The sequence below is a fragment of the Falsochrobactrum tianjinense genome, from assembly GCF_019100495.1.
Taxonomy (GTDB): domain Bacteria; phylum Pseudomonadota; class Alphaproteobacteria; order Rhizobiales; family Rhizobiaceae; genus Brucella; species Brucella tianjinense.
The window spans coordinates 272702-291725 of sequence record NZ_JAHRVA010000002.1 but is presented as its reverse complement, the minus strand read 5'-3'; the positions used below and the strand labels follow the sequence as shown (position 1 = coordinate 291725).

Genomic DNA, 19024 nt, shown 5'->3' with positions numbered 1-19024 from the left:
ATGAAGCACCGGGCGCTTTCCGCTTCAAGTGAAGAATAGAAGGCACCCGATGTTTTTTACGCATCAATAGATGTCGAAATCGAAGTATTTCTTGCGAATCGTATCGTAAGTGCCGTCTTCGCGGATTTTCTTGATCGCCGCATTGAACTGCTCACGCAGATCGTCATCGCCTTTACGCAGCGCCACCGAAATCTGCGTTTCGGAACCCGGAATATCACCGAGGAACTTACAGCAGTCGGCCCCCGCCGCATTCTTCAGCCAGTCTGCTGCGAGAAATTTGTCGGCTGCGATTGCATCAAGACGACCGCTTTCGAGATCGGCATTGGCTTCATCGGCGGTCGGGTAAAGCCGCACATCCGCGCCAGCCTTGCCATAAACATCGTCGGCGTACATGCCTTGCGTGCTGCCAGCCTGCGCACCAACAGCCTTGCCATCGAACGCTGCCGGGTCGAGCGAGATGATATCGCTATCCTTGGGCACCACAACGGCCAGCGGCGTGGTGTAATAACGATCGGTGAAGGCCACTTGTTTTGCGCGCTCTTCAGTGATCGCCATTGAGGCGATGACCGCATCGAATTTGTTGGCTTGCAAGCCGGGGATCATGCCATCCCAGTCATTGGCCACAATCTCACATTCGGCCTCCATCGCCTCGCACAGCGCATGGGCGATATCGAGATCGAAGCCGATCAGTTTTCCATCCGGAGACATATAATTGAAAGGCGGGTATGCGCCTTCGCTGGCAATGCGGATTTCTTTCCACTCTTTTGCCTGTACTGGTAAAGCAAGAACGGAAGAGGCCAAAGCGGCCAGCAAAATTGATTTCAGCATGGTTTACCTATTTCTTTACGCACTCACGCTCCGCTTTCAACACAGCGGATGCTAACTTGTTTCAATCGCAATTTTGGTCAGTTTTCAAACAAAACATGAAAACGCGAAATCCGTTGCACTTAAATAGCACAACGGATCAGCATTCCTACAAGGGTAAAATCAGGCGACCAGACGCGAGCAGTTATCGTCCTGAGCGTAAGCCTTACCAAAACGATTGGCGAGGAACGCATCGAGCGCAATATCTTCCTGACGGACGAAGCCCTGCTGCGGAAGCTCGCCCTTGGCAAGCATATCGAGAACGGCACAGATTGCCGAAGCCGTCGTGATCTGGATACCCGAACGCATGATCTTGCCAATCTGGTTGGCATAAACCTTGTTCGCATAGGTTTCCTGCACGAGACGGCCATTCTTCATGCCTGAAACGGTAACGAAGATCACAATCACGTCCTGCAAGGTCGATGGCAGGGCATTTTCAAAAATGTCCTTGAGCACTTCGCGGCGATGACGCAGGCCAAGATCGTTGAGCAAAGCCTTCATCAGAGCGACATGGCCCGGATAACGAATGGTGCGATAATTGAGCGTGCGAACCTTGCCTTCCAGTGTTTCGCACAAAGTACCCAGTCCGCCAGACGTATTGAACGCTTCATAGGTTACGCCATCGAGCGAAAATTCTTCGCGCTCCTCAAGTGCCGGGACTTTGGTAAGCTTGCCATTCACAATGGCTTCGCATGGCTCGATATATTCGTTGATGAGGCCGTCCGTGCTCCATGTAAGGTTGTAATTGAGCGCGTTGGACGGATATTGCGGCAGGGCACCAACGCGCATACGCACGCTGTCGAGCGTTTCAAAACGCTTTGCCAGGTCATAAGCCGCGATGGAAATGAAGCCCGGAGCAAGGCCGCATTGCGGAATGAAAGCCGACTTGGAATCCTTGGCCAGTTCCATGACGCGCTTGGTGCTGGCTACGTCTTCGGTAAGATCGAGATAGTGCACGCCGGTCTTGGCGGCAGCTTCTGCGATCAGGGTCGTAAGCTGGAAAGGAGCAGCACTTAGCACTGCGAACTTACCAGCAAGAACGGCTTGAAGCGCGTCCGCATCCTTGATATCGAGCGCCTGCGTCTTGACTGCTGCTGCGGTTTCCAGCGCGTCGAGCTGTGCCTGCGAACGGTCTACAACAGTGACGGAATAGTCGCCCGTCGCGGCCAGAAGATCGGCAATGGTTGCACCGATTTTTCCTGCGCCGACAACTACGATCTCTTTCATTTCTTTCCCCTTGGAATGCAATTCGGATATATAAAGAGTCGCATAAATTTCGGCGAAAAGAAGCATGCAAACTGACGAATTAACGTTGTTTGTTTAAACGAAATGACGTAATTAATATCCATTATGACGACAAACGCTGACCTTGCCCTGATAGCCCTTCTACGTGAGAATGCGCGTGCCTCTACCGCCGACCTCGCAAGACGGTTGGGCGTATCGCGAACGACCGTGCAAAGCCGGCTGGAAAAGCTGGAAAAACGCGGAGTGATCGAGGGCTATACGGTGCGAATCGCACCGGAATTCGAGCGTGATCTGGTGCGTGCTCATGTACTGGTGACAGCACTGCCAAAATTTGCACCCAAGGTTGAAAACGCCTTGCGCAGCATCATGGCCGTACGCACATTACATTCAGTTAGTGGTCATTTCGACATGATCGTGGTCGTGGAAGCACCATCTATTCAGGAACTCGATATCATTCTCGACAGAATTGGCGCATTGGAAGGCGTCGAGCGGACCATGTCCTCGATTATTCTTTCGACGCGCATCGATCGATAAGGGCGGTGGTGCTAATTCCCTACAAATTCAAACTTGTCGACATCGACAAGTCCACGGTCCGTAATCTTGAGATGCGGGATGACCGGCAAGGCAACAAAGGCCAGTTGCAGGAATGGTTCTTCCAGCTTGGTTCCGAGCAGATCTGCCGCATGGCGTAGATCACGTAGCTGGTCGCGCACGGTTTCATAAGGCTCCATGCTCATCAGTCCTGCAATAGGCAGCGGCATTTCTGCGAGCACCTTGCCATCGGACACAACAACAAACCCGCCCTCGATTTCGCCTAGCCGGTTGACCGCAACGGCGATATCGTCGTCAGAAACACCAACCACGCAAATATTATGACTGTCATGGCTGACGGTCGAAGCAATGGCTCCGGCTTTCAAGCCGAAACCATGTACGAAGCCCGTGGCGATATTGCCATTTTTGCCATGCCGCTCCACGACCGAGATTTTCACCACATCATGTTCCAAATCGGGCTCGACGCCATGCGGGCCGACCTTGAGGTCGAATTCGAGGCTTTCAGTAATGATCTTGCCTGGAACAATCCCGATTGCGCGCGTCTTGCCGCTATTGGATTGGGAACGGAAGTTCGATGCACTGACGCGCGGGGCCTTCACGCTGTTACGTCCGACAGGCGCGATGGATTTGCGGCTGGCAAACAGTTCTTCCGAAACCACCCTGCCTGCTGAAAGCACGATTTCTGCATGACAGCCTTCAAGACTGTCGATGACGACGAGGTCGGCGCGCTGGCCGGGAGCGACGAGGCCGCGGTCAAACAGGCCGAAAGCCCGAGCCGCCGAAATGCTGGCCGCACGATAGATGGCAATCGGTTCCACCCCGCCCGCAATCGCAGTGCGGATCAGATAATCGAGATGGCCCTGATCGGCGATATCAAGCGGGTTGCGATCATCGGTGCAGAGCGCAAGAAACTGTGCGTGCCGCTCGGTGATGATCGGCATTAACGCTGCCAGATCTTTCGAGACGGAGCCTTCGCGCACCAGAACATGCATTCCTTTGCGCATTTTTTCGAGTGCTTCTTCGGCGCTCGTCGCTTCGTGCTCGGTGCGTATGCCTGCCGAAATATAGCCGTTGAGATCAAACCCGCGCAGAAGCGGCGCATGTCCATCAATATGGCGTCCCTGAAATGCCTTCAGCTTCGCCATGCATTCAGGGTCTTTAGCGAGAACACCCGGAAAATTCATGAATTCCGCCAGCCCGATCACCTTGGGATGGCCGGCAAAAGGCAGAAGATTGTCGACCAGCAATTCCGCGCCCGAGGTTTCCATATGGGTGGCCGGTACACAGCTTGAAAGCTGCACGCGAATATCCATGATGGTTTCAAGCGTGCTGTCGAGGAAGTATTGGATTCCTTCGGCACCAAGCACATTGGCGATCTCATGCGGGTCGCAGATAACAGTTGTGACGCCTTGTGGCAGAACACAGCGGTCAAACTCATGCGGTGTGACGTTGGAGGATTCGATATGCAGATGCGTGTCGATGAAACCTGGCACGACGATGCGGCCGGAAATATCGATTTCGCGCGTGCCTTCATAAGTGCCGAAAGTACCGACGATCCGGTCGCCGCTGATGGCGATATCGCTCTCGATCAGCTCACCGCTCACCAGATCAAAAAAGCGACCGCCCTTGAGCACGATATCGGCAGGCTCGCGACCCGCACCCTGATCGATCATCCGTTCCAGCATCTGTCTGCTCCGCCATCAACGTGTTTTCGCTTTACGCATTTCCGGGCACAAAACCGCTTTACACTTTTGTTGGAAATGCCCTGTCCAGAATCGATTGGCTGAAACTATCACAATCACGCGTTAGAGCGCGATGGTGGATACGGCCTTCAAAACGCTTGCCTGACGATCATCGAAACTCAATTGACTTTGGTGGGCGGGACATCGCCCGCAAAATATGCCTTCAGATTGGACAGAACGAGCGCACCCATGCCCATGCGCGTTTCAAATGTGGCGCTGCCCTGATGAGGCATCAGAACCGTATGGGGTGCGGTAAAGAATCCCCCGCGAATTGCCGGTTCGTTGACGAAAACATCAAGGCCTGCTCCCGCGATCACGCCTTTCTCGAGGGCCGCCAGCAATGCGTCCTCATCAATCACACTGCCGCGCGCGACATTAACGATAACGCCATTGCCGCCGAGGGCCGTCAGCACATCCACATTGACGATATTTTGCGTTTCCGCATTGGCCGCAACGCAAACGACGAGCACATCGCTATTGCGCGCTAGTTCGACCGGAGAAGGATGTGCGGTCCAAGGCGTGTCCGAAACCAGGGAACGGTTCCAGTAATGAACATTCATGCCAAAGGCTTCGGCACGTTTCGCCACCGCTTTGCCGATCTGCCCCAGGCCGAGAATGCCGATACGCTTGCCCTTGGGGCTGGTTCCCAGCGGAAATGCCTTGCGCTGCATCCAATCGCCATTACGCACGAATTGGTCCCCCTGAGGAAGGTGGCGCAGCACCGCCAGCATCAGCGCAATGCCGATATCAGCAACATCGTCGGTGAGAACGCCCGGTGTGGTGCTGACATGAATATTCCGGCTGCGCGCAAAGTCGAGATCGACCTTATCCGTACCAACCCCGTTGATCGCGATCAGGCCGAGCGCTGGCAGGCGTTCGATCCACTCATTGGAAAGGCCCGCTCCACCGCCAGTAATAACCGCACGGATCGTGCTAAGAGCTGCCTCGATCGCTGCTTTTTCACCCGCTTTATAGAGCCGATATACCTTATAGGCAGCATCAAGCTCCTCTTCGATCAACGGCATCATAGGTTCCACGAGCAGAATTTCGTGCGTCACTTCAAGCTCCATCGCCAAGCTATTGGCTTATATCAGGAAATCTGGCCGATAAAGGCGCGGGTTCTCTCATGCCTTGGATTGTCGAAGAACTCATCGGGCGGGGCCATTTCGAGAATTGCACCCTGATCCATGAAGATCACCCGATCGGCCACTTGCCGCGCAAAACCCATTTCATGGGTCACGCAAAGCATAGTCATGCCTTCTTTGGCCAAATCGATCATGGTATCGAGCACTTCCTTGACCATTTCCGGATCAAGGGCCGAGGTTGGCTCGTCAAACAGCATGATCTTGGGGTTCATACACAGTGCGCGGGCAATCGCCACACGCTGCTGCTGGCCACCGGAAAGCTGCGCCGGATATTTATCTGCCTGTTCGGGAATGCGAACGCGCTCAAGATATTTGCGCGCGGTCTTTTCGGCCTCGACCTTGGAAACGCCGCGCACCTTCATGGGTGCAAGCGTGCAGTTTTCCAGAACTGTCATATGAGGGAACAGATTGAATTGCTGGAAAACCATGCCGGTTTCCTGTCGCACGATATCGACATTTCTGCCGCCTGCCGTCAGGTCGAGGCCATCGACAACGATACGACCCTTCTGGATGGTCTCAAGCTGGTTGATACAGCGAATAAGCGTCGATTTACCAGAGCCGGAAGGCCCGCAAACGACGATGCGTTCGCCACTCTCGACGGTGAGTTCGATGTCGCGCAGTGCGTGATAGGTGCCATACCATTTGTTGACATCTTCCATCAGCACTGCGGGACCGGAAGTCTCTCCCCGTTGCGCTTTGTTCTGAGCCGTCTGGTTCATGATGAGAAACGTCCTTCCATCATTTCAAATTGAGCCCATGCCCGGGTAATCCCGGACATGGAAATTTTGATCTTACTTTGCGTCTGTCACGAAATCGGGCAGCGGCGAACCAAGCCACTTTTCATGAATCTTGTTCAACTCACCATCGCCCTTCACTTTTTCGAGGAACTTGTTAACGAATTCGAGCATTTCCGTAGAGCCTTTCTTCACGGCAATGCCCTGAACCTGCTGGCTGAGCTGAATTTTCTGCTCGTAACGGCCGGGAGCCGCCTTTTCGATTTCCGCTGCAACCACATTGGAAAGGCCTATCAGATCGACTTGTCCCGACAGCAGGGCCTGCACAGCGCTGGCGTCATCGTCGAAGCGGCGGATTGTGGCATCCTTTGGCGCAACCTTGGTCACAGCCGTATCCTGCGTGCTGGCGCGCGCTACGCCGATGCTCTTGCCGGAAAGATCTTCAGGTTTGGAGGCTGCCGTATCTTTCGGCCCCACAATGCCGATCGAAATACCCGCATAAGGCTGCGAGAAATCGACATTTTTGGCGCGCTCTTCGGTAATTCCCAGCGAGGCGACCAGAACATCGACCTGTCCGCTTTGCAGATACGGAATGCGGTTGGGGCCGGTTACCGGAACGATTTTGGCTTCGACGCCCAGTTCCTTGGCAAGAAGCTTCGCCACATCCGCATCATAGCCATCAGGCTCGTTGCTTGTGTTCATGATGCCGAAAGGCGGGAAATCGACGAGCATACCGATTTTGATCTCTCCGGCGGATTTGATGCCTTCGACTGTCTGCGCAAAAGCGGCAGGCGCAAAAGTGGTGGCGAGCGTACCCGCCCCGATAAGAGCTCCTGCCCCGATAAGGGCCATACGTCTGGTAACGTTCATATTATTTCCTTCCCTGAGTTGGCCGGTCTCCTCGCCGGCATTAAGTCCCGTCAAAGCTCCCGATTAACGAGCTGTTGCACGAGAGAACCTTGATTCCATGCGGCGCGCGAGGATCGAAAGCGGCCAGCACAGGATGAAATAAATGGCCGCCACGGTGCCGAACACCAGAAAGGGGCTGAATGTCGCATTATTAATGATCTGCCCTTGCCGGGTCAGTTCGGTGAAACCGATGATCGCGGCCAGTGACGTACCCTTGATGAGCTGCACCAGAAAACCAACGGTGGGCGCAACGGCGATGCGGCTTGCCTGCGGCAGAATCACATAACGCATGCGGTTGAAATAACGCAGCCCAAGCGCAGTAGCTGCCTCCCGCTGGCCCGGCGGCACGGCGTTGATACAACCACGCCAGATTTCACCCAGAAACGCACTCGCATGCAACGTAAGCGCAATGGAGGCGGCGACCCATGGATTGATACCGAAGCCGAAAATGTTGAGGCCGAAAAACACCAGGAAAAGCTGCATCAAAAGCGGCGTTCCTTGAAATATCCGGATGAAACCGAGCGCGAAGAAGCGCGGCACTCGCGCGTCTGCTACGCGCATGAGTGCGACGAGAATTCCACCCAAGCCCCCACCGACAAAAGCAAGCGCCGAAAGCGCGATCGTCCATTGGGCCGCATAGACGATGATGAGAAATTCATTAAAGCCAAAAGGTCTGATCATGGTCCGCTCCTATCGGCTCAGGGGGTATTTGAATGCCATCTTTTCGATGATCGAGAAGATCGTTGAAAAGCCGATAGACAGCACGAAATAAAGGAACGTGATGACGATATAGACTTCAAAGCTGGCGAAGGTCGCCGATTGCAGGTCATTGCCCGCCGCAGCAAGCTCGCTGGCGGAAATCACCGAAACCACACTCGATGTCAGCATCAGATAGATAAACTGGCTGGTCAGCGAAGGATAGACCGTCCGTAGTGCAGGCTTCATGACGATATAGCGAAAGACCTGCAATTTCGAGAGGCCGAGTGCCGTGCCTGCCTCCATCTGTCCCCGGTGAATAGATTCGATACCTGCGCGGATGATTTCCGTGCCGTAAGCCCCGAAATTCACAACAAGCGCAAGCAATGCCGCACTATTGGGCGAAAGCCGCAGGCCGATTGCTGGCAAGCCGAAGAAGATGAAGAAAATCTGGACCAGAAAGGGTGTGTTGCGGATGATCTCGACATAAGCGTCAATGACGAACCGTACGGGTCTGGGTCCAGACGTTTTGCCCCATGCGCAAATGATCGAGACGATTAATCCGAGCAACATCGCGATGCAGGATAGCTGGATTGTCTGCCAAGCACCGACAAGCAACTTGTCCATTGATGCAAACACCGGTGCAAAATTAAAATTATACAAGTGGTGTGCCTCCCAGCATGGAACCGGCCTGATCCGTCTCCTGCTACAATAGATTTAGATCGATCTAAATCTATTGTAGCAGGCAGTCAATCATTAATCAGTGTTTAAGGATTAGATAGCAAAAGCCTTGGCAGGTCCACAGGACTGGCGGATTTTCAGATATGTTTTGCTGACGATTTGCTGGGGTGCCCTGTGAGGTTCCGCTATGCGCTCCAACAACAGGCGCGCAGCGTTCTGCCCGACAGTGACGGGCGTGCTTGAGACGGAAGTCAGTCTTGGTCGGGTCGCTTCCGCATCGGCAACATCGTCAAAACCGACCAGTGAAAAATCATGACCTACCGTGCGCCCGCAATCGTAAAGCCCCGCTGCAAGCCCCAATGCGATCACATCGTTGAAGCAGATCGCAGCAGTGGGTTGGCGTTCCTGCTCGAACAAAAGCGGTGCCGCTTGGGCAATTTGCGGCATGGTCATGGGGACGCGTACAATCAGTTCCGGATCGAGTCCGCGCTCCAGCATCGCACCTCGAAAACCGTCCACACGGTGGCGGTAGGCGGAATGAACAGGTCCATGCACTGCAAAGGCAATGTCCTCATGACCAAGGGATGCAAGGTAATCCACCGCCTGCTGCATACCACCTGCATAGTCCACGCCCGCATAGTCCAGCTTGCCGGTTACATGGCGCAGAACCTGTACAACCGGAAGCCCCCAATCCGCGATCTGCTCGATGCAATCGGGTTGTGTTTCCGCAGTCAAAGAGGCGATCACCCCATCGACCCCGTGTTCGCGCATACGCTGCAACAACAAGCTCTGGCGCGAAAATTGTTCACCGCTATTGGCAAGAATGACCACCATTTCTGCTTCGCCGACAATATTGTCTATGCCGGAGAGAAGCTCGCCATAAAAAGGATTGCCGAGGGTCGGAACGATCACTCCAATCGTATTGGAGCGCTCGGCACGCAGGCTGGCCGCCCCCATATTATAGACATAGCCAAGTTCCTTGAGCGCCTGTTCGACCTTCTCGCGCGTCGCCGCCCCCACGAGCGGACTTTTGCGTATGACAAGTGACGCCGTGGCCCGCGACACATTCGCATGGCGCGCCACATCCAGTAATGTAATCCGGCTTTTCCTGTGATCGTGAGTGCTCATATTCCTGCCCGTCATATTGCTTCTCACCGGGCAACCAAGAACCGGCTTTCTGAAGATACCCCGAAATCGGTTGGGACAGATTCGGGCGCATATATAACAGTGCAGACACGTCGATGGGTCAATCCATCTCCTTTAAAACCTGTTGCCTGACCAAGCTTACCGCCGGTGATTCAAATCTATCCACGGATTATCTTCATTATTATCGATTCTTTTTCGCTTTTTTTCACTTTGACCGCTACCGCTTTCGTATTTATTCTGCCATTGAAGAAATAGAAGGTTGATACTTCGTCAAAAATTGCATTCATATAAGTGCAATAACGATAATGCAGGTTCCGGACCTGAGAGCAGCGCAAGCTGTTCTTGATGTTCAAGCAATCTCATCTCCGAGGAGGAAACATGCTTACCCGTCTGATTACGACTTCGGCGCTTGCGGGCGCACTTGCCTTCACCATCGGTTCGCAGGCTTTCGCCCAGACGGAACTGGCATGGTGGCACGCCATGACCGGCGCCAATAACGAAATGATCAACGAACTCTCCAGTGAGTTCAATGAAAGCCAGAGCGAATACAAGATCGTACCGGTATATAAGGGCAGCTACCCGGAAACGCTCAATGCCGGTATTGCCGCATTCCGTTCAAAGCAGCCGCCGGCGATCATTCAGGTATTCGATGCCGGTAGCGGCGTGATGATGGCTGCCGAAGGCGCGGTTGTTCCTGCCGCCGAAGTTCTCGAGAAGGGTGGCTATAAATTCGACAAGTCACAATATCTCCCTGGTATTGTGGCTTATTATTCCAAGCCTGACGGCACAATGCTGTCTTTCCCTTACAATTCTTCTTCGCCGATCCTTTATTACAATAAGGATACTTTCAAGAAGGCCGGGCTTGACGAAAATACCCCGCCAAAAACCTGGCCGGAGGTTTTTGAAGCTGCGAAGAAAATCAAGGCCAGCGGCGCGTCGAAATGCGGCTTCACATCGACCTGGCTTACTTGGATTCAGACCGAAAACTTCGCCGCCTGGAACAATGTTCCTTACGGCACGAATGAAAATGGCCTTGGCGGCACGGACGTAAAGCTTGAAATCAATTCGCCGCTTTATGTTGAACATTTTCAGGCTATTGCTGATCTCGCCAAGGACGACATCTTCCGTTATGGCGGACGCACGTCCGAAGCCAAGCAGCTCTTCACGTCGGGTGAATGCGCCATGCTGACCGAATCTTCCGGCGGCCTCGGTGACGTGGTGAAATCCGGCATCAATTATGGTATCGGCCAGTTGCCCTACTATGAGGGCCATGGCCCTCAGAATACCATTCCGGGCGGCGCGAGCCTCTGGGTCTTTGCGGGCTTGGGTGACGAACAGTACAAGGGCATCGCTGAGTTCTTTAATTTCCTGTCGCAAACCAAGATACAGGTCAAGCTGCATGAAAAATCAGGCTATCTTCCAGTGACGATGGCCGCCTATGAAGAAACGAAGAAGTCGGATTTCTATGAAAAGAATCCGGGCCGCGAAACGCCGATCCTTCAGATGATGGGCAAGGAGCCGACCGAAAATTCCAAGGGCGTGCGCCTCGTCAATCTGCCGCAGGTGCGCGATATTCTCAATGAGGAATTCGAGGCTATGCTCGGAGGCAAGCAGGATGCGAAAACCGCGCTGGACAATGCCGTCAAGCGCGCTAACGAAGCGATCGCAGCCGCACAGTAACGGAATGAATTGAAGTACGCCGCCTGGCTCCGAAAAGTCAGGCGGCTTTGCTGTCCGCGAGGAAACTGCCCGTGCAGAAAGTCACGTTTCCAAACAAGATATTGCCCTATTTCCTGCTTGCTCCGCAGATCATCCTCACGGTGATTTTCTTTTTCTGGCCGGCAAGTCAGGCCATCTATCAGTCATTCATGCGGGAGGATCCTTTCGGGCTGAAGTCCACCTTTATCGGGTTTGCCAACTTCACGACCGTGCTGACCGACCCCAGCTATATGCATTCCATCAAGATAACGATTGTCTTCAATCTTTTGACCGCGCTTCTTGCCATGGGCGCGGCGTTGCTGCTCGCCACATCTGCCGACCGGGTCATACGCGGCAAGACCTTCTACCGTACGCTTCTGATCTGGCCCTATGCCGTCGCGCCCGCTGTCGCGGGTATGCTGTGGCTGTTCATGTTCAATCCGGCGATGGGTACATTGGCTTATATCCTGCGCCGCAATGGTTTTGATTGGGATCCGTTGCTCAATGGCAATCAGGCCATGGGACTGGTTGTGGTTGCAGCTGCATGGAAACAGATTTCCTATAATTTTCTGTTTTTTGTTGCGGGCTTACAGGCAATTCCTAAATCTCTGATTGAAGCTGCGGCCATTGATGGCGCACGCGGTGCGCGGCGCTTCTGGACCATCGTGTTTCCGCTGCTTGCGCCGACGACATTCTTTCTTCTGGTGGTCAATACGGTTTACGCATTCTTCGACACTTTCGGCATCATCCATGCAGTGACTGGCGGCGGTCCAGCCAGAGCGACCGAAACTCTGGTCTACAAGGTTTATAATGATGGTTTCGTCAACCTCAACCTTGGTTCGTCTTCTGCCCAGTCGGTCATTCTGATGATTATCGTGATTGCCCTGACCGCATTCCAGTTCCGCTTCATCGAGAAGCGGGTACACTATTCATAATGAGGCGAGCATGATCGAAAAACGTCCAGTCTCAAATCTGATCAGCCATCTGGTCCTCATTATCGGGGTCATAATTGTAGCCTTTCCGATTTATTACACCTATGTCGCTTCGACCATAACTTCGGGCGATATTCTCCGCCCGCCAATCTCGCTGCTGCCTGGCGGGCACATGCTCGAGAATTACAATGAGGCAATTTTCGGCGGCGTCGAGCGCGTTGTCGGCGTCAGCCTCGAGCGGCTGTTATGGAATTCCTTCGTTGTGGCCATGGTGATTGCGGTTGGCAAAATCATCATTTCCTTCATGTCAGCATTTGCGATTGTCTTCTTTCGCTTTCCCTTCCGCATGTTCTTCTTCTGGATGATCTTCGTGACGCTTATGCTGCCGGTGGAAGTGCGCATATTGCCGACCTACAAGGTTATCGTCGATCTTGGAATGATCGACACCTATGCGGGATTGACGCTGCCGCTTATCGCTTCCGCCACAGCTACCTTTTTATTCCGGCAGTTTTTCCTCACTATTCCCGGCGAACTGGTCGAGGCGGCGCGCATGGACAATGCCGGTCCCTTGCGCTTCATGCGCGATATTTTGCTGCCGCTGTCGAAGACGAATATCGCAGCACTTTTTGTCATTCTCTTCATCTATGGCTGGACCCAATATCTGTGGCCGCTGCTCGTCACCAATGACGCGAAGATGAACACTATCATTATCGGCCTGCGCCGCATGGTGGATTTCGCTGATGCATCCACCCCATGGAACTACGTCATGGTAACAGCCATTCTGGCCATCCTGCCGCCGATCCTGGTAGTTGTGCTGATGCAGCGCTGGTTCGTCAAAGGTCTCGTTGAAACGGAAAAATAATGAGCAAGATCGTTCTTGATAATGTCCGCAAGAGCTATGGCGGCAATGTTGACGTCATTAAAGGCGTTTCTCTGGAAATTCAGGACGGTGAATTCGTCGTCCTTGTCGGCCCTTCCGGTTGCGGCAAGTCCACGCTTCTACGCATGATCGCGGGGCTTGAAGGTATCAGCGGGGGTACGATCGCCATTGGCGAGCGCATCGTAAACGATGTGGAACCGGCTCAGCGCGACATCGCCATGGTTTTCCAGAATTACGCACTTTATCCGCATATGTCCGTTCGCGACAATCTCGCCTATGGGCTGAAAAACCGCAGAACACCGAAAGACGAAATCGAGCGCCGCATTACAAAGGCAGCAACTGCGCTTGAAATAGAGCAGTTTCTGGAACGCAAGCCTCGGCAATTGTCCGGCGGACAGCGGCAGCGCGTTGCGATGGGGCGCGCCATCGTGCGCGAACCTGCGGTTTTCCTTTTCGACGAGCCCCTTTCCAATCTCGACGCTAAATTGCGAGTGCAGATGCGTGTCGAAATCAAACGCCTGCAACGATCGCTGGACACGACGAGCGTTTATGTAACCCACGACCAGATGGAAGCCATGACCATGGCGGACCGACTGGTAGTGCTCAATGCAGGCAATATCGAACAGGTCGGAACGCCGATAGAGCTCTATGAAAAACCGGCCACGACTTTCGTCGCAACTTTCATCGGCTCGCCTTCGATGAACTTGTTTGAACGCAGCGAATCTATAACTTGGCAGCCAGGGGAAGCGGTCACGCTGCCTACGGATAAATTTACCCTTGGCATACGCCCGGAAGATATTCACATTCTTGAAGAAGGCGATCCTGCCGCAGACGGCTTTAATGCGAAGGCCCGGATCGACGCTATCGAGCTTATCGGGGCGGAGAGCTATATTCACAGCGCATTGCCTGATGGCAAACCATTGATCTTTCGTATTGCGGGCCGTTCCGGTCACACTGTCGATGAGGTGGTTAGAATCGGTGCATCGGCGCGCAATATTCATATTTTCGATGCGAACGGACGGCGCGCTATCGATTGATTTCAGAAAGCTTTGCGTCTTGCAGCGGACGCAAAGCGCCCTTCCCCTTCTGCCCTGTGCGGCATATGGATATGCGCTTGAATAAACGTTTTCCGTTTTAAAGTTTATGCGCTACACAAACGTGGAATAATTCTCTCCATAATTTCTCTTCTGGGGAACCCGCGTTTCATGACCCATCAGCAGATATTGTCCTTTGCGGTAATCATTCTCATGATGGGGGCGTTTATCTGGGGCAGGTTTCGCTATGACGTGGTCGCACTTTGCGCGCTCCTTCTCGCCGTTGCGGTGGGCGTCGTACCTTTCGATCAGGCTTTCACGGGCTTCAGCGACGATATCGTCATTATTGTGGGGAGCGCGCTCGTCGTCAGCGCAGGTGTCGCCCGCTCGGGCCTGATGCAGGAAGCGGTGCAGCGCTTTCTGCCGGAAATCAACAGTGTCCGGTTACAGCTTGCAGTGCTTGTCGCAATCGTCACCGTTCTCTCTGCCTTCGTGAAAAATGTCGGCGCATTGGCGATCATGATACCGGTCGCCTTCCAGTTTGCGCGCCGTTCCAATGTTTCGCCGTCAACTTTCCTGATGCCGATGGCCTTCGGCGCGCTGTTAGGCGGGTTGATGACCCAAGTGGGGACCTCGCCCAATATAGTTGTTTCACGTATTCGCGGCGAAATGGTGGGAGAACCTTTCACCATGTTCGATTTCACGCCAGTGGCTGCTGTCTTATCTGTTGTTGGTCTGATTTATCTGGTTCTGTTTTACTGGCTCGTGCCGCAGCGCAGCCGGGGAAACGTATCGCTGAACGATGCGATCAAGATCAAGAACTATGCTTCTGAAGCCCGTGTCCCCAAAGGTTCGTCGCTCATCGGAAAGCGTGTCACCGATCTTATCAAGCCCGCCGAGGGTGAAGCGATGGTGACGGCGATCATCCGCAAGAAACAGCGCATGACGCCCCTTCCCGATACAGTGCTTTCGGAGGGCGACGTGGTGCTGCTTGAAGGCGACCCCAAAGCGCTTGATCTTGTCGTTAGCTCAGGAAAGCTGACGCTGAATGAGAATCGTAATCCTTCGGATACGAGCGGCTCGACAGATATAGAAGTCGTGGAGGCCGTGATCGGAAAAAACTCGCGACTCGTCGGCCTGACGGCGCAAAAGCTTGAGCTTTATGCCCGTTATGATGTCAATCTTCTGGCCGTAAGCCGCCCCGGAGAGCGCATTACCGAACGGCCTAGCGAAGTGGTCTTGCGGTTTGGTGATGTGATCGTGTTGCAGGGACGGCAAGCCAAGCTTTCGAACTACCTTCCCGAATTCGAGCTGCTGCCACTTGCTCGCCGCAAGCTGATGCTTGGCAGCGTAAGACGCGGGTTAATTCCGTTGGCAATCCTGATTGCTGCTGTTGCTGCGACCGCTTCCAGCATTGTTCCAGTGGCAATCGCATTCTTTGCCGCAGCCGTGGCCATGCTCGTATTCAAGGTCATTCCTCTCAACGAGGTCTATGACGAAATCGATGGCCCGATTCTGGTCATGCTCGCCGCTCTCATTCCTGTCTCTGATGCCTTGCGGACCACAGGCGGCACGGATCTGATTGCGGAAGGACTGGCCAGTATTGGCCATCAATTGCCGTCTGCAGGGGCTTTGGCGCTTATTCTCGTGACCGCAATGATCGTTACGCCATTTCTCAATAACGCCGCCACCGTGCTGGTTATGGCCCCGATTGCGACCAGCTTCGCATCCGGACTTAGTTTCAAGCCGGAGGCTTTCCTGATGGCGGTCGCGATTGGTGCAGGCTGCGATTTTCTCACCCCCATAGGCCATCAGTGCAATACATTGGTTATGGGGCCGGGCGGATACAAATTCAGTGATTATCCGCGTCTGGGCCTGCCGCTTTCAATTCTTATCGCCCTGGTTGCTGTTCCTACGCTGATGTATTTCTGGCCGCTACAGTAGGGCCGAATTTATTTTCGGATGGAACGAATCCACTCAAGGCTTTGAGAAACAATGGCCATGATCGGGTCGGCCACATCAGCCCGGAAAACGAGCGGCTCGCCGACCGGGCTTTCCAAAGTCGCAAGCTGGCTTTCCAGCATCGAAACCGGCATGAAATGGCCGGTGCGGTGTCCCATATGCTCGTGCAGCACCTCAAAGCTACCATCAAGGAAGATGAATATAAGCGCTTCTCTGGAAGCCGCGCGCAGATGATCGCGATAGCTTTTTTTGAGCGCAGAGCAGGAAATGATGATGCCGTTTTCTGCCGATGTCAAACGCTCGCCGATCTTATCCAGCCATGGCCAGCGGTCTTCGTCCTGCAAGGGAATGCCCGAGGACATCTTGTCGACATTTGCTTTGGGGTGCAGTGAATCGCCTTCCAGAAAAGGCAGTTCAAGGGCTTCGGCCAACTTCTCGCCCACGGTTGATTTTCCGGAACCGGAAACGCCCATCACTATCATACGCAACATCGATATCCTCACACGCTCTCGCTTTGTCGCGGCATCAATAGGCAAATTCCGGCTATTAACAAGACAGAAAAACCACACGGCGCTGTAGTCAGAATGTTTCCAGCGTGAGATTGACCCGGCCTGCGGCTTCCACAATATGGTGGCGCATCAGGGCACGCGCCTGTAGCGGATCGCGCATGGCGATCGCATCGCGAATACGTTCGTGCTCGGCAATGGTAATATCAACGATCTCTTCCAGAACTGCACGCGCACGCGCTGCCCTGATCGCTTGATTGATACGCTCGGTGATGAAACCGAGCACCAGCGAGAAATATTCGTTGTGGGTTGCGGCTGCGATAGCGCGATGAAAGGCAAGATCAGCCACAATGCCCTCATCGGTCCATTTCTGCGCTCCACTCATCTGCGCAAGCGTCTCGTCCAGCTTGTGCAGGTCTTCCGCCTCGTAATGCACGGCTGCAAGCCCTGCCGCTTCGATTTCAAGCGCCATGCGTAACTGGAACAGGCTGCGGAAATGGTCAAGGTCAGCCAGCGTTTCCGGTTCTATGCGGATGGCTTGCCGCCGGTCCGGCTCAGTCACGAAGGCACCGACACCCTGTCGGGTTTCGATCAGTCCTTCATTGCGCAATTGCGCGATAGCCTCGCGGATCACCGAACGGCTGACGCCGAAACTCTGCGCCAGACTATGCTCGGTGGGCAATTTATGGCCCGGCTGCCAGTTACCTTCGTTTATCTCATGCAGGATCTGTGTCGCGATACGGGCTGGAAGTTGCTTATTGCGCTTGATTTCGACAAACATGCCAGCCTTTCTCACGTGACTCACTCCGTGTCTCGTGGATGGGTTTATTCCCCAGTCCGCCTTTTTCGACCCAATATTGCCGCTTCACACAGAAAACGGTTTCCAAGCGCTGAATATATAGTTATCAGACAACCTTACAAATGGTTTTTGGAAGGCTTATGCATCGGCCCGAATGTGTGAACCGTTATCGGGCCAAAAAGGTGGGAGAAGCCATGAGTCCTTCACATCGAGAAACCCCTTCGCTTTAATAACCAAACCGGGAGATATATCCGTGCAAGACAAGCCTGTTTTGAGCTCGACCCTGATCCTGCCTGAAGACAGTTCTTCGGCGCTGCTGATCGGGCGCGTCTGGTCCAAAGCCGAGAATGGCCCCTGCCCCGTCCTTGTGTCGAATGGCCGTGTGCATGACCTTTCCAGCCTGTCGGCGACTGCCTCCGGCCTGCTGGAGCGTAAAACCCTCGTGGGCGAACTGAAAGACACGAGCCGTTTCAACGATCTGGGCAAGCTGGATGATTTCCTGTCCGGCGAGAAAGGCGAATTGCTCGCCCCCGTCGATCTTCAGGCGATCAAGGCGGCAGGTGTAACGTTCGCCGACAGTATGCTGGAACGCGTCATCGAGGAACAGGCCAAGGGCGACCCCACCCGCGCTCGTGAAATTCGCGAGCGTCTGGCTCCCGTCATCGGTGATAATCTGCGCGGCGTCGTGGCAGGTTCCGAGAAGGCTGCTCAGGTCAAGACCCTGTTGCAGGAAATGGACCTCTGGTCGCAATATCTGGAAGTCGGTATCGGGCCTGATGCCGAAATTTTCACGAAATCGCAGCCCATGTCGGCTGTCGGTTGTGGAGCAACGGTAGGTATTCTGCCGATTTCCGAGTGGAACAATCCGGAACCGGAAGTCGTTCTGGCCGTGGCCTCGGACGGCCGTATCGTCGGCGCGACGCTTGGCAATGACGTCAATTTGCGTGACGTCGAAGGCCGTTCTGCATTGCTGCTCGGCAAGGCAAAGGACAATAATGCCTCCTGCGCAGTTGGGCCGTTCATCCGCCTGTTCGATGGCGATTTCACCATGGATGTTTTGCGCAAGCTCAAGCTTTCGCTGAAGGTTCAGGGTGAAGACGGTTTCGAGATGACCGGTGAAAGTCCGATGGAAGCAATCAGCCGCGACCCGGAAGATCTGGCAGGCCAGATGATGAACCGCAATCATCAATATCCCGATGGTGCCGTTCTCTTCCTCGGAACCATGTTCGCCCCGGTCAAGGATCGCCGTGGCGCAGGACAGGGCTTTACTCATGAAATCGGCGATCGGGTGGAAATCTCGACCCCGAAACTCGGAAGTCTTATCAACTGGGTGGAGCGCACTGATAAATGTCCAGAATGGACCTTTGGCATCCGCGCGCTGATCCAGAATCTGCAAAAGCGTAATCTGCTCGATAATATCTAAGTCAGTAGATTAAAGAGATAGATTAAAACAATACCGCATATCCCTCAAGGATATGCGGTATTTTGTTTTGATACTC

18 protein-coding genes are annotated in these 19024 nt (G+C 54.0%); 7 read left to right on the top strand and 11 right to left on the bottom strand.

Going from position 1 to position 19024, the window contains the following annotated elements; genetic code table 11:
* Positions 1-63: 63 nt before the first annotated feature.
* Entirely contained in the window at positions 64-828 is a 765-nt protein-coding gene (locus tag KUG47_RS06960; protein WP_217677223.1) for an ABC transporter substrate-binding protein, read from the bottom strand.
* A 159-nt stretch (positions 829-987) separates the two neighbouring features.
* Positions 988-2091: a saccharopine dehydrogenase family protein gene (locus KUG47_RS06955; RefSeq protein ID WP_217677222.1), complete on the bottom strand. Its 1104-nt coding sequence runs from the start codon at positions 2089-2091 to the stop codon at positions 988-990.
* Between the two features lie 123 nt (positions 2092-2214).
* Here KUG47_RS06955 and KUG47_RS06950 point away from each other — a divergent pair, with 123 nt between their 5' ends.
* Entirely contained in the window at positions 2215-2643 is a 429-nt protein-coding gene (locus KUG47_RS06950; RefSeq protein ID WP_217677221.1) for an Lrp/AsnC family transcriptional regulator, read from the top strand.
* An 11-nt stretch (positions 2644-2654) separates the two neighbouring features.
* On the opposite strand, the gene ade is transcribed toward KUG47_RS06950, so the two are convergent.
* The 7 genes from ade to KUG47_RS06915 all read right to left on the bottom strand — a co-directional run bounded on the left by ade (position 2655) and on the right by KUG47_RS06915 (position 9696).
* Positions 2655-4346: an adenine deaminase gene (gene ade, locus KUG47_RS06945; protein ID WP_217677220.1), complete on the bottom strand. Its 1692-nt coding sequence runs from the start codon at positions 4344-4346 to the stop codon at positions 2655-2657.
* 176 nt (positions 4347-4522) lie between these two features.
* Positions 4523-5473 carry a 2-hydroxyacid dehydrogenase gene (locus KUG47_RS06940; protein ID WP_256448755.1) on the bottom strand — a complete coding sequence of 317 codons (951 nt, stop codon included), beginning with the start codon at positions 5471-5473 and terminating at the stop codon, positions 4523-4525.
* A 20-nt stretch (positions 5474-5493) separates the two neighbouring features.
* Complete coding sequence (locus tag KUG47_RS06935) at positions 5494-6207, bottom strand: amino acid ABC transporter ATP-binding protein (RefSeq protein WP_217677398.1); 714 nt, start codon at positions 6205-6207, stop codon at positions 5494-5496.
* Between the two features lie 132 nt (positions 6208-6339).
* Positions 6340-7152, bottom strand: a complete 813-nt coding sequence (locus KUG47_RS06930; protein WP_217677219.1) for a transporter substrate-binding domain-containing protein — start codon at positions 7150-7152, stop codon at positions 6340-6342.
* Between the two features lie 63 nt (positions 7153-7215).
* Positions 7216-7872 carry an amino acid ABC transporter permease gene (locus KUG47_RS06925; RefSeq protein ID WP_217677218.1) on the bottom strand — a complete coding sequence of 219 codons (657 nt, stop codon included), beginning with the start codon at positions 7870-7872 and terminating at the stop codon, positions 7216-7218.
* Between the two features lie 9 nt (positions 7873-7881).
* Positions 7882-8550: an amino acid ABC transporter permease gene (locus KUG47_RS06920; protein WP_217677217.1), complete on the bottom strand. Its 669-nt coding sequence runs from the start codon at positions 8548-8550 to the stop codon at positions 7882-7884.
* Positions 8551-8661: 111 nt separating this feature from the next.
* On the bottom strand, positions 8662-9696 hold the full coding sequence (locus tag KUG47_RS06915; RefSeq protein ID WP_217677216.1) for a LacI family DNA-binding transcriptional regulator: 1035 nt from the start codon (positions 9694-9696) through the stop codon (positions 8662-8664).
* A gap of 396 nt (positions 9697-10092) precedes the next feature.
* On the opposite strand from KUG47_RS06915, the gene ugpB reads away from it, so the two are divergent.
* The 5 genes from ugpB (at position 10093) to KUG47_RS06890 (ending at position 16202) form a co-directional block, all read left to right on the top strand.
* On the top strand, positions 10093-11394 hold the full coding sequence (gene ugpB, locus KUG47_RS06910) for a sn-glycerol-3-phosphate ABC transporter substrate-binding protein UgpB (RefSeq protein WP_217677215.1): 1302 nt from the start codon (positions 10093-10095) through the stop codon (positions 11392-11394).
* A gap of 71 nt (positions 11395-11465) precedes the next feature.
* Positions 11466-12347 carry a sn-glycerol-3-phosphate ABC transporter permease UgpA gene (gene ugpA / locus KUG47_RS06905; RefSeq protein WP_217677214.1) on the top strand — a complete coding sequence of 294 codons (882 nt, stop codon included), beginning with the start codon at positions 11466-11468 and terminating at the stop codon, positions 12345-12347.
* Between the two features lie 10 nt (positions 12348-12357).
* Positions 12358-13206 carry a sn-glycerol-3-phosphate ABC transporter permease UgpE gene (gene ugpE / locus KUG47_RS06900; protein WP_217677213.1) on the top strand — a complete coding sequence of 283 codons (849 nt, stop codon included), beginning with the start codon at positions 12358-12360 and terminating at the stop codon, positions 13204-13206.
* Positions 13206-14261: a sn-glycerol-3-phosphate import ATP-binding protein UgpC gene (locus tag KUG47_RS06895; RefSeq protein ID WP_217677212.1), complete on the top strand. Its 1056-nt coding sequence runs from the start codon at positions 13206-13208 to the stop codon at positions 14259-14261. The genes ugpE and KUG47_RS06895 overlap by 1 nt, the downstream gene beginning before the upstream one ends.
* Positions 14262-14390: 129 nt before the next feature.
* Complete coding sequence (locus tag KUG47_RS06890) at positions 14391-16202, top strand: SLC13 family permease (RefSeq protein WP_422718067.1); 1812 nt, start codon at positions 14391-14393, stop codon at positions 16200-16202.
* An 8-nt stretch (positions 16203-16210) separates the two neighbouring features.
* On the opposite strand, the gene KUG47_RS06885 is transcribed toward KUG47_RS06890, so the two are convergent.
* On the bottom strand, positions 16211-16711 hold the full coding sequence (locus KUG47_RS06885; RefSeq protein WP_217677210.1) for a gluconokinase: 501 nt from the start codon (positions 16709-16711) through the stop codon (positions 16211-16213).
* 88 nt (positions 16712-16799) lie between these two features.
* Positions 16800-17507, bottom strand: a complete 708-nt coding sequence (locus KUG47_RS06880) for a FadR/GntR family transcriptional regulator (RefSeq protein ID WP_217677397.1) — start codon at positions 17505-17507, stop codon at positions 16800-16802.
* 271 nt (positions 17508-17778) lie between these two features.
* On the opposite strand from KUG47_RS06880, the gene KUG47_RS06875 reads away from it, so the two are divergent.
* Positions 17779-18948 carry a fumarylacetoacetate hydrolase family protein gene (locus KUG47_RS06875; protein WP_340162789.1) on the top strand — a complete coding sequence of 390 codons (1170 nt, stop codon included), beginning with the start codon at positions 17779-17781 and terminating at the stop codon, positions 18946-18948.
* Positions 18949-19024 lie beyond the last annotated feature (76 nt).

Bases quoted from the DNA above. Each gene is read 5' to 3' on its own strand.
- ugpB (WP_217677215.1), top strand. From the start codon at position 10,093: ATGCTTACCCGTCTGATTACGACTTCGGCGCTTGCGGGCGCACTTGCC.
- KUG47_RS06955 (WP_217677222.1), bottom strand. From the start codon at position 2,091: ATGAAAGAGATCGTAGTTGTCGGCGCAGGAAAAATCGGTGCAACCATT.
- KUG47_RS06935 (WP_217677398.1), bottom strand. From the start codon at position 6,207: ATGGAAGATGTCAACAAATGGTATGGCACCTATCACGCACTGCGCGAC.
- ade (WP_217677220.1), bottom strand. From the start codon at position 4,346: ATGCTGGAACGGATGATCGATCAGGGTGCGGGTCGCGAGCCTGCCGAT.
- KUG47_RS06925 (WP_217677218.1), bottom strand. From the start codon at position 7,872: ATGATCAGACCTTTTGGCTTTAATGAATTTCTCATCATCGTCTATGCG.
- KUG47_RS06880 (WP_217677397.1), bottom strand. From the start codon at position 17,507: ATGTTTGTCGAAATCAAGCGCAATAAGCAACTTCCAGCCCGTATCGCG.
- ugpE (WP_217677213.1), top strand. From the start codon at position 12,358: ATGATCGAAAAACGTCCAGTCTCAAATCTGATCAGCCATCTGGTCCTC.
- KUG47_RS06895 (WP_217677212.1), top strand. From the start codon at position 13,206: ATGAGCAAGATCGTTCTTGATAATGTCCGCAAGAGCTATGGCGGCAAT.
- KUG47_RS06885 (WP_217677210.1), bottom strand. From the start codon at position 16,711: ATGTTGCGTATGATAGTGATGGGCGTTTCCGGTTCCGGAAAATCAACC.
- KUG47_RS06940 (WP_256448755.1), bottom strand. From the start codon at position 5,473: ATGGAGCTTGAAGTGACGCACGAAATTCTGCTCGTGGAACCTATGATG.
- KUG47_RS06930 (WP_217677219.1), bottom strand. From the start codon at position 7,152: ATGAACGTTACCAGACGTATGGCCCTTATCGGGGCAGGAGCTCTTATC.
- KUG47_RS06915 (WP_217677216.1), bottom strand. From the start codon at position 9,696: ATGAGCACTCACGATCACAGGAAAAGCCGGATTACATTACTGGATGTG.
- KUG47_RS06950 (WP_217677221.1), top strand. From the start codon at position 2,215: ATGACGACAAACGCTGACCTTGCCCTGATAGCCCTTCTACGTGAGAAT.
- KUG47_RS06960 (WP_217677223.1), bottom strand. From the start codon at position 828: ATGCTGAAATCAATTTTGCTGGCCGCTTTGGCCTCTTCCGTTCTTGCT.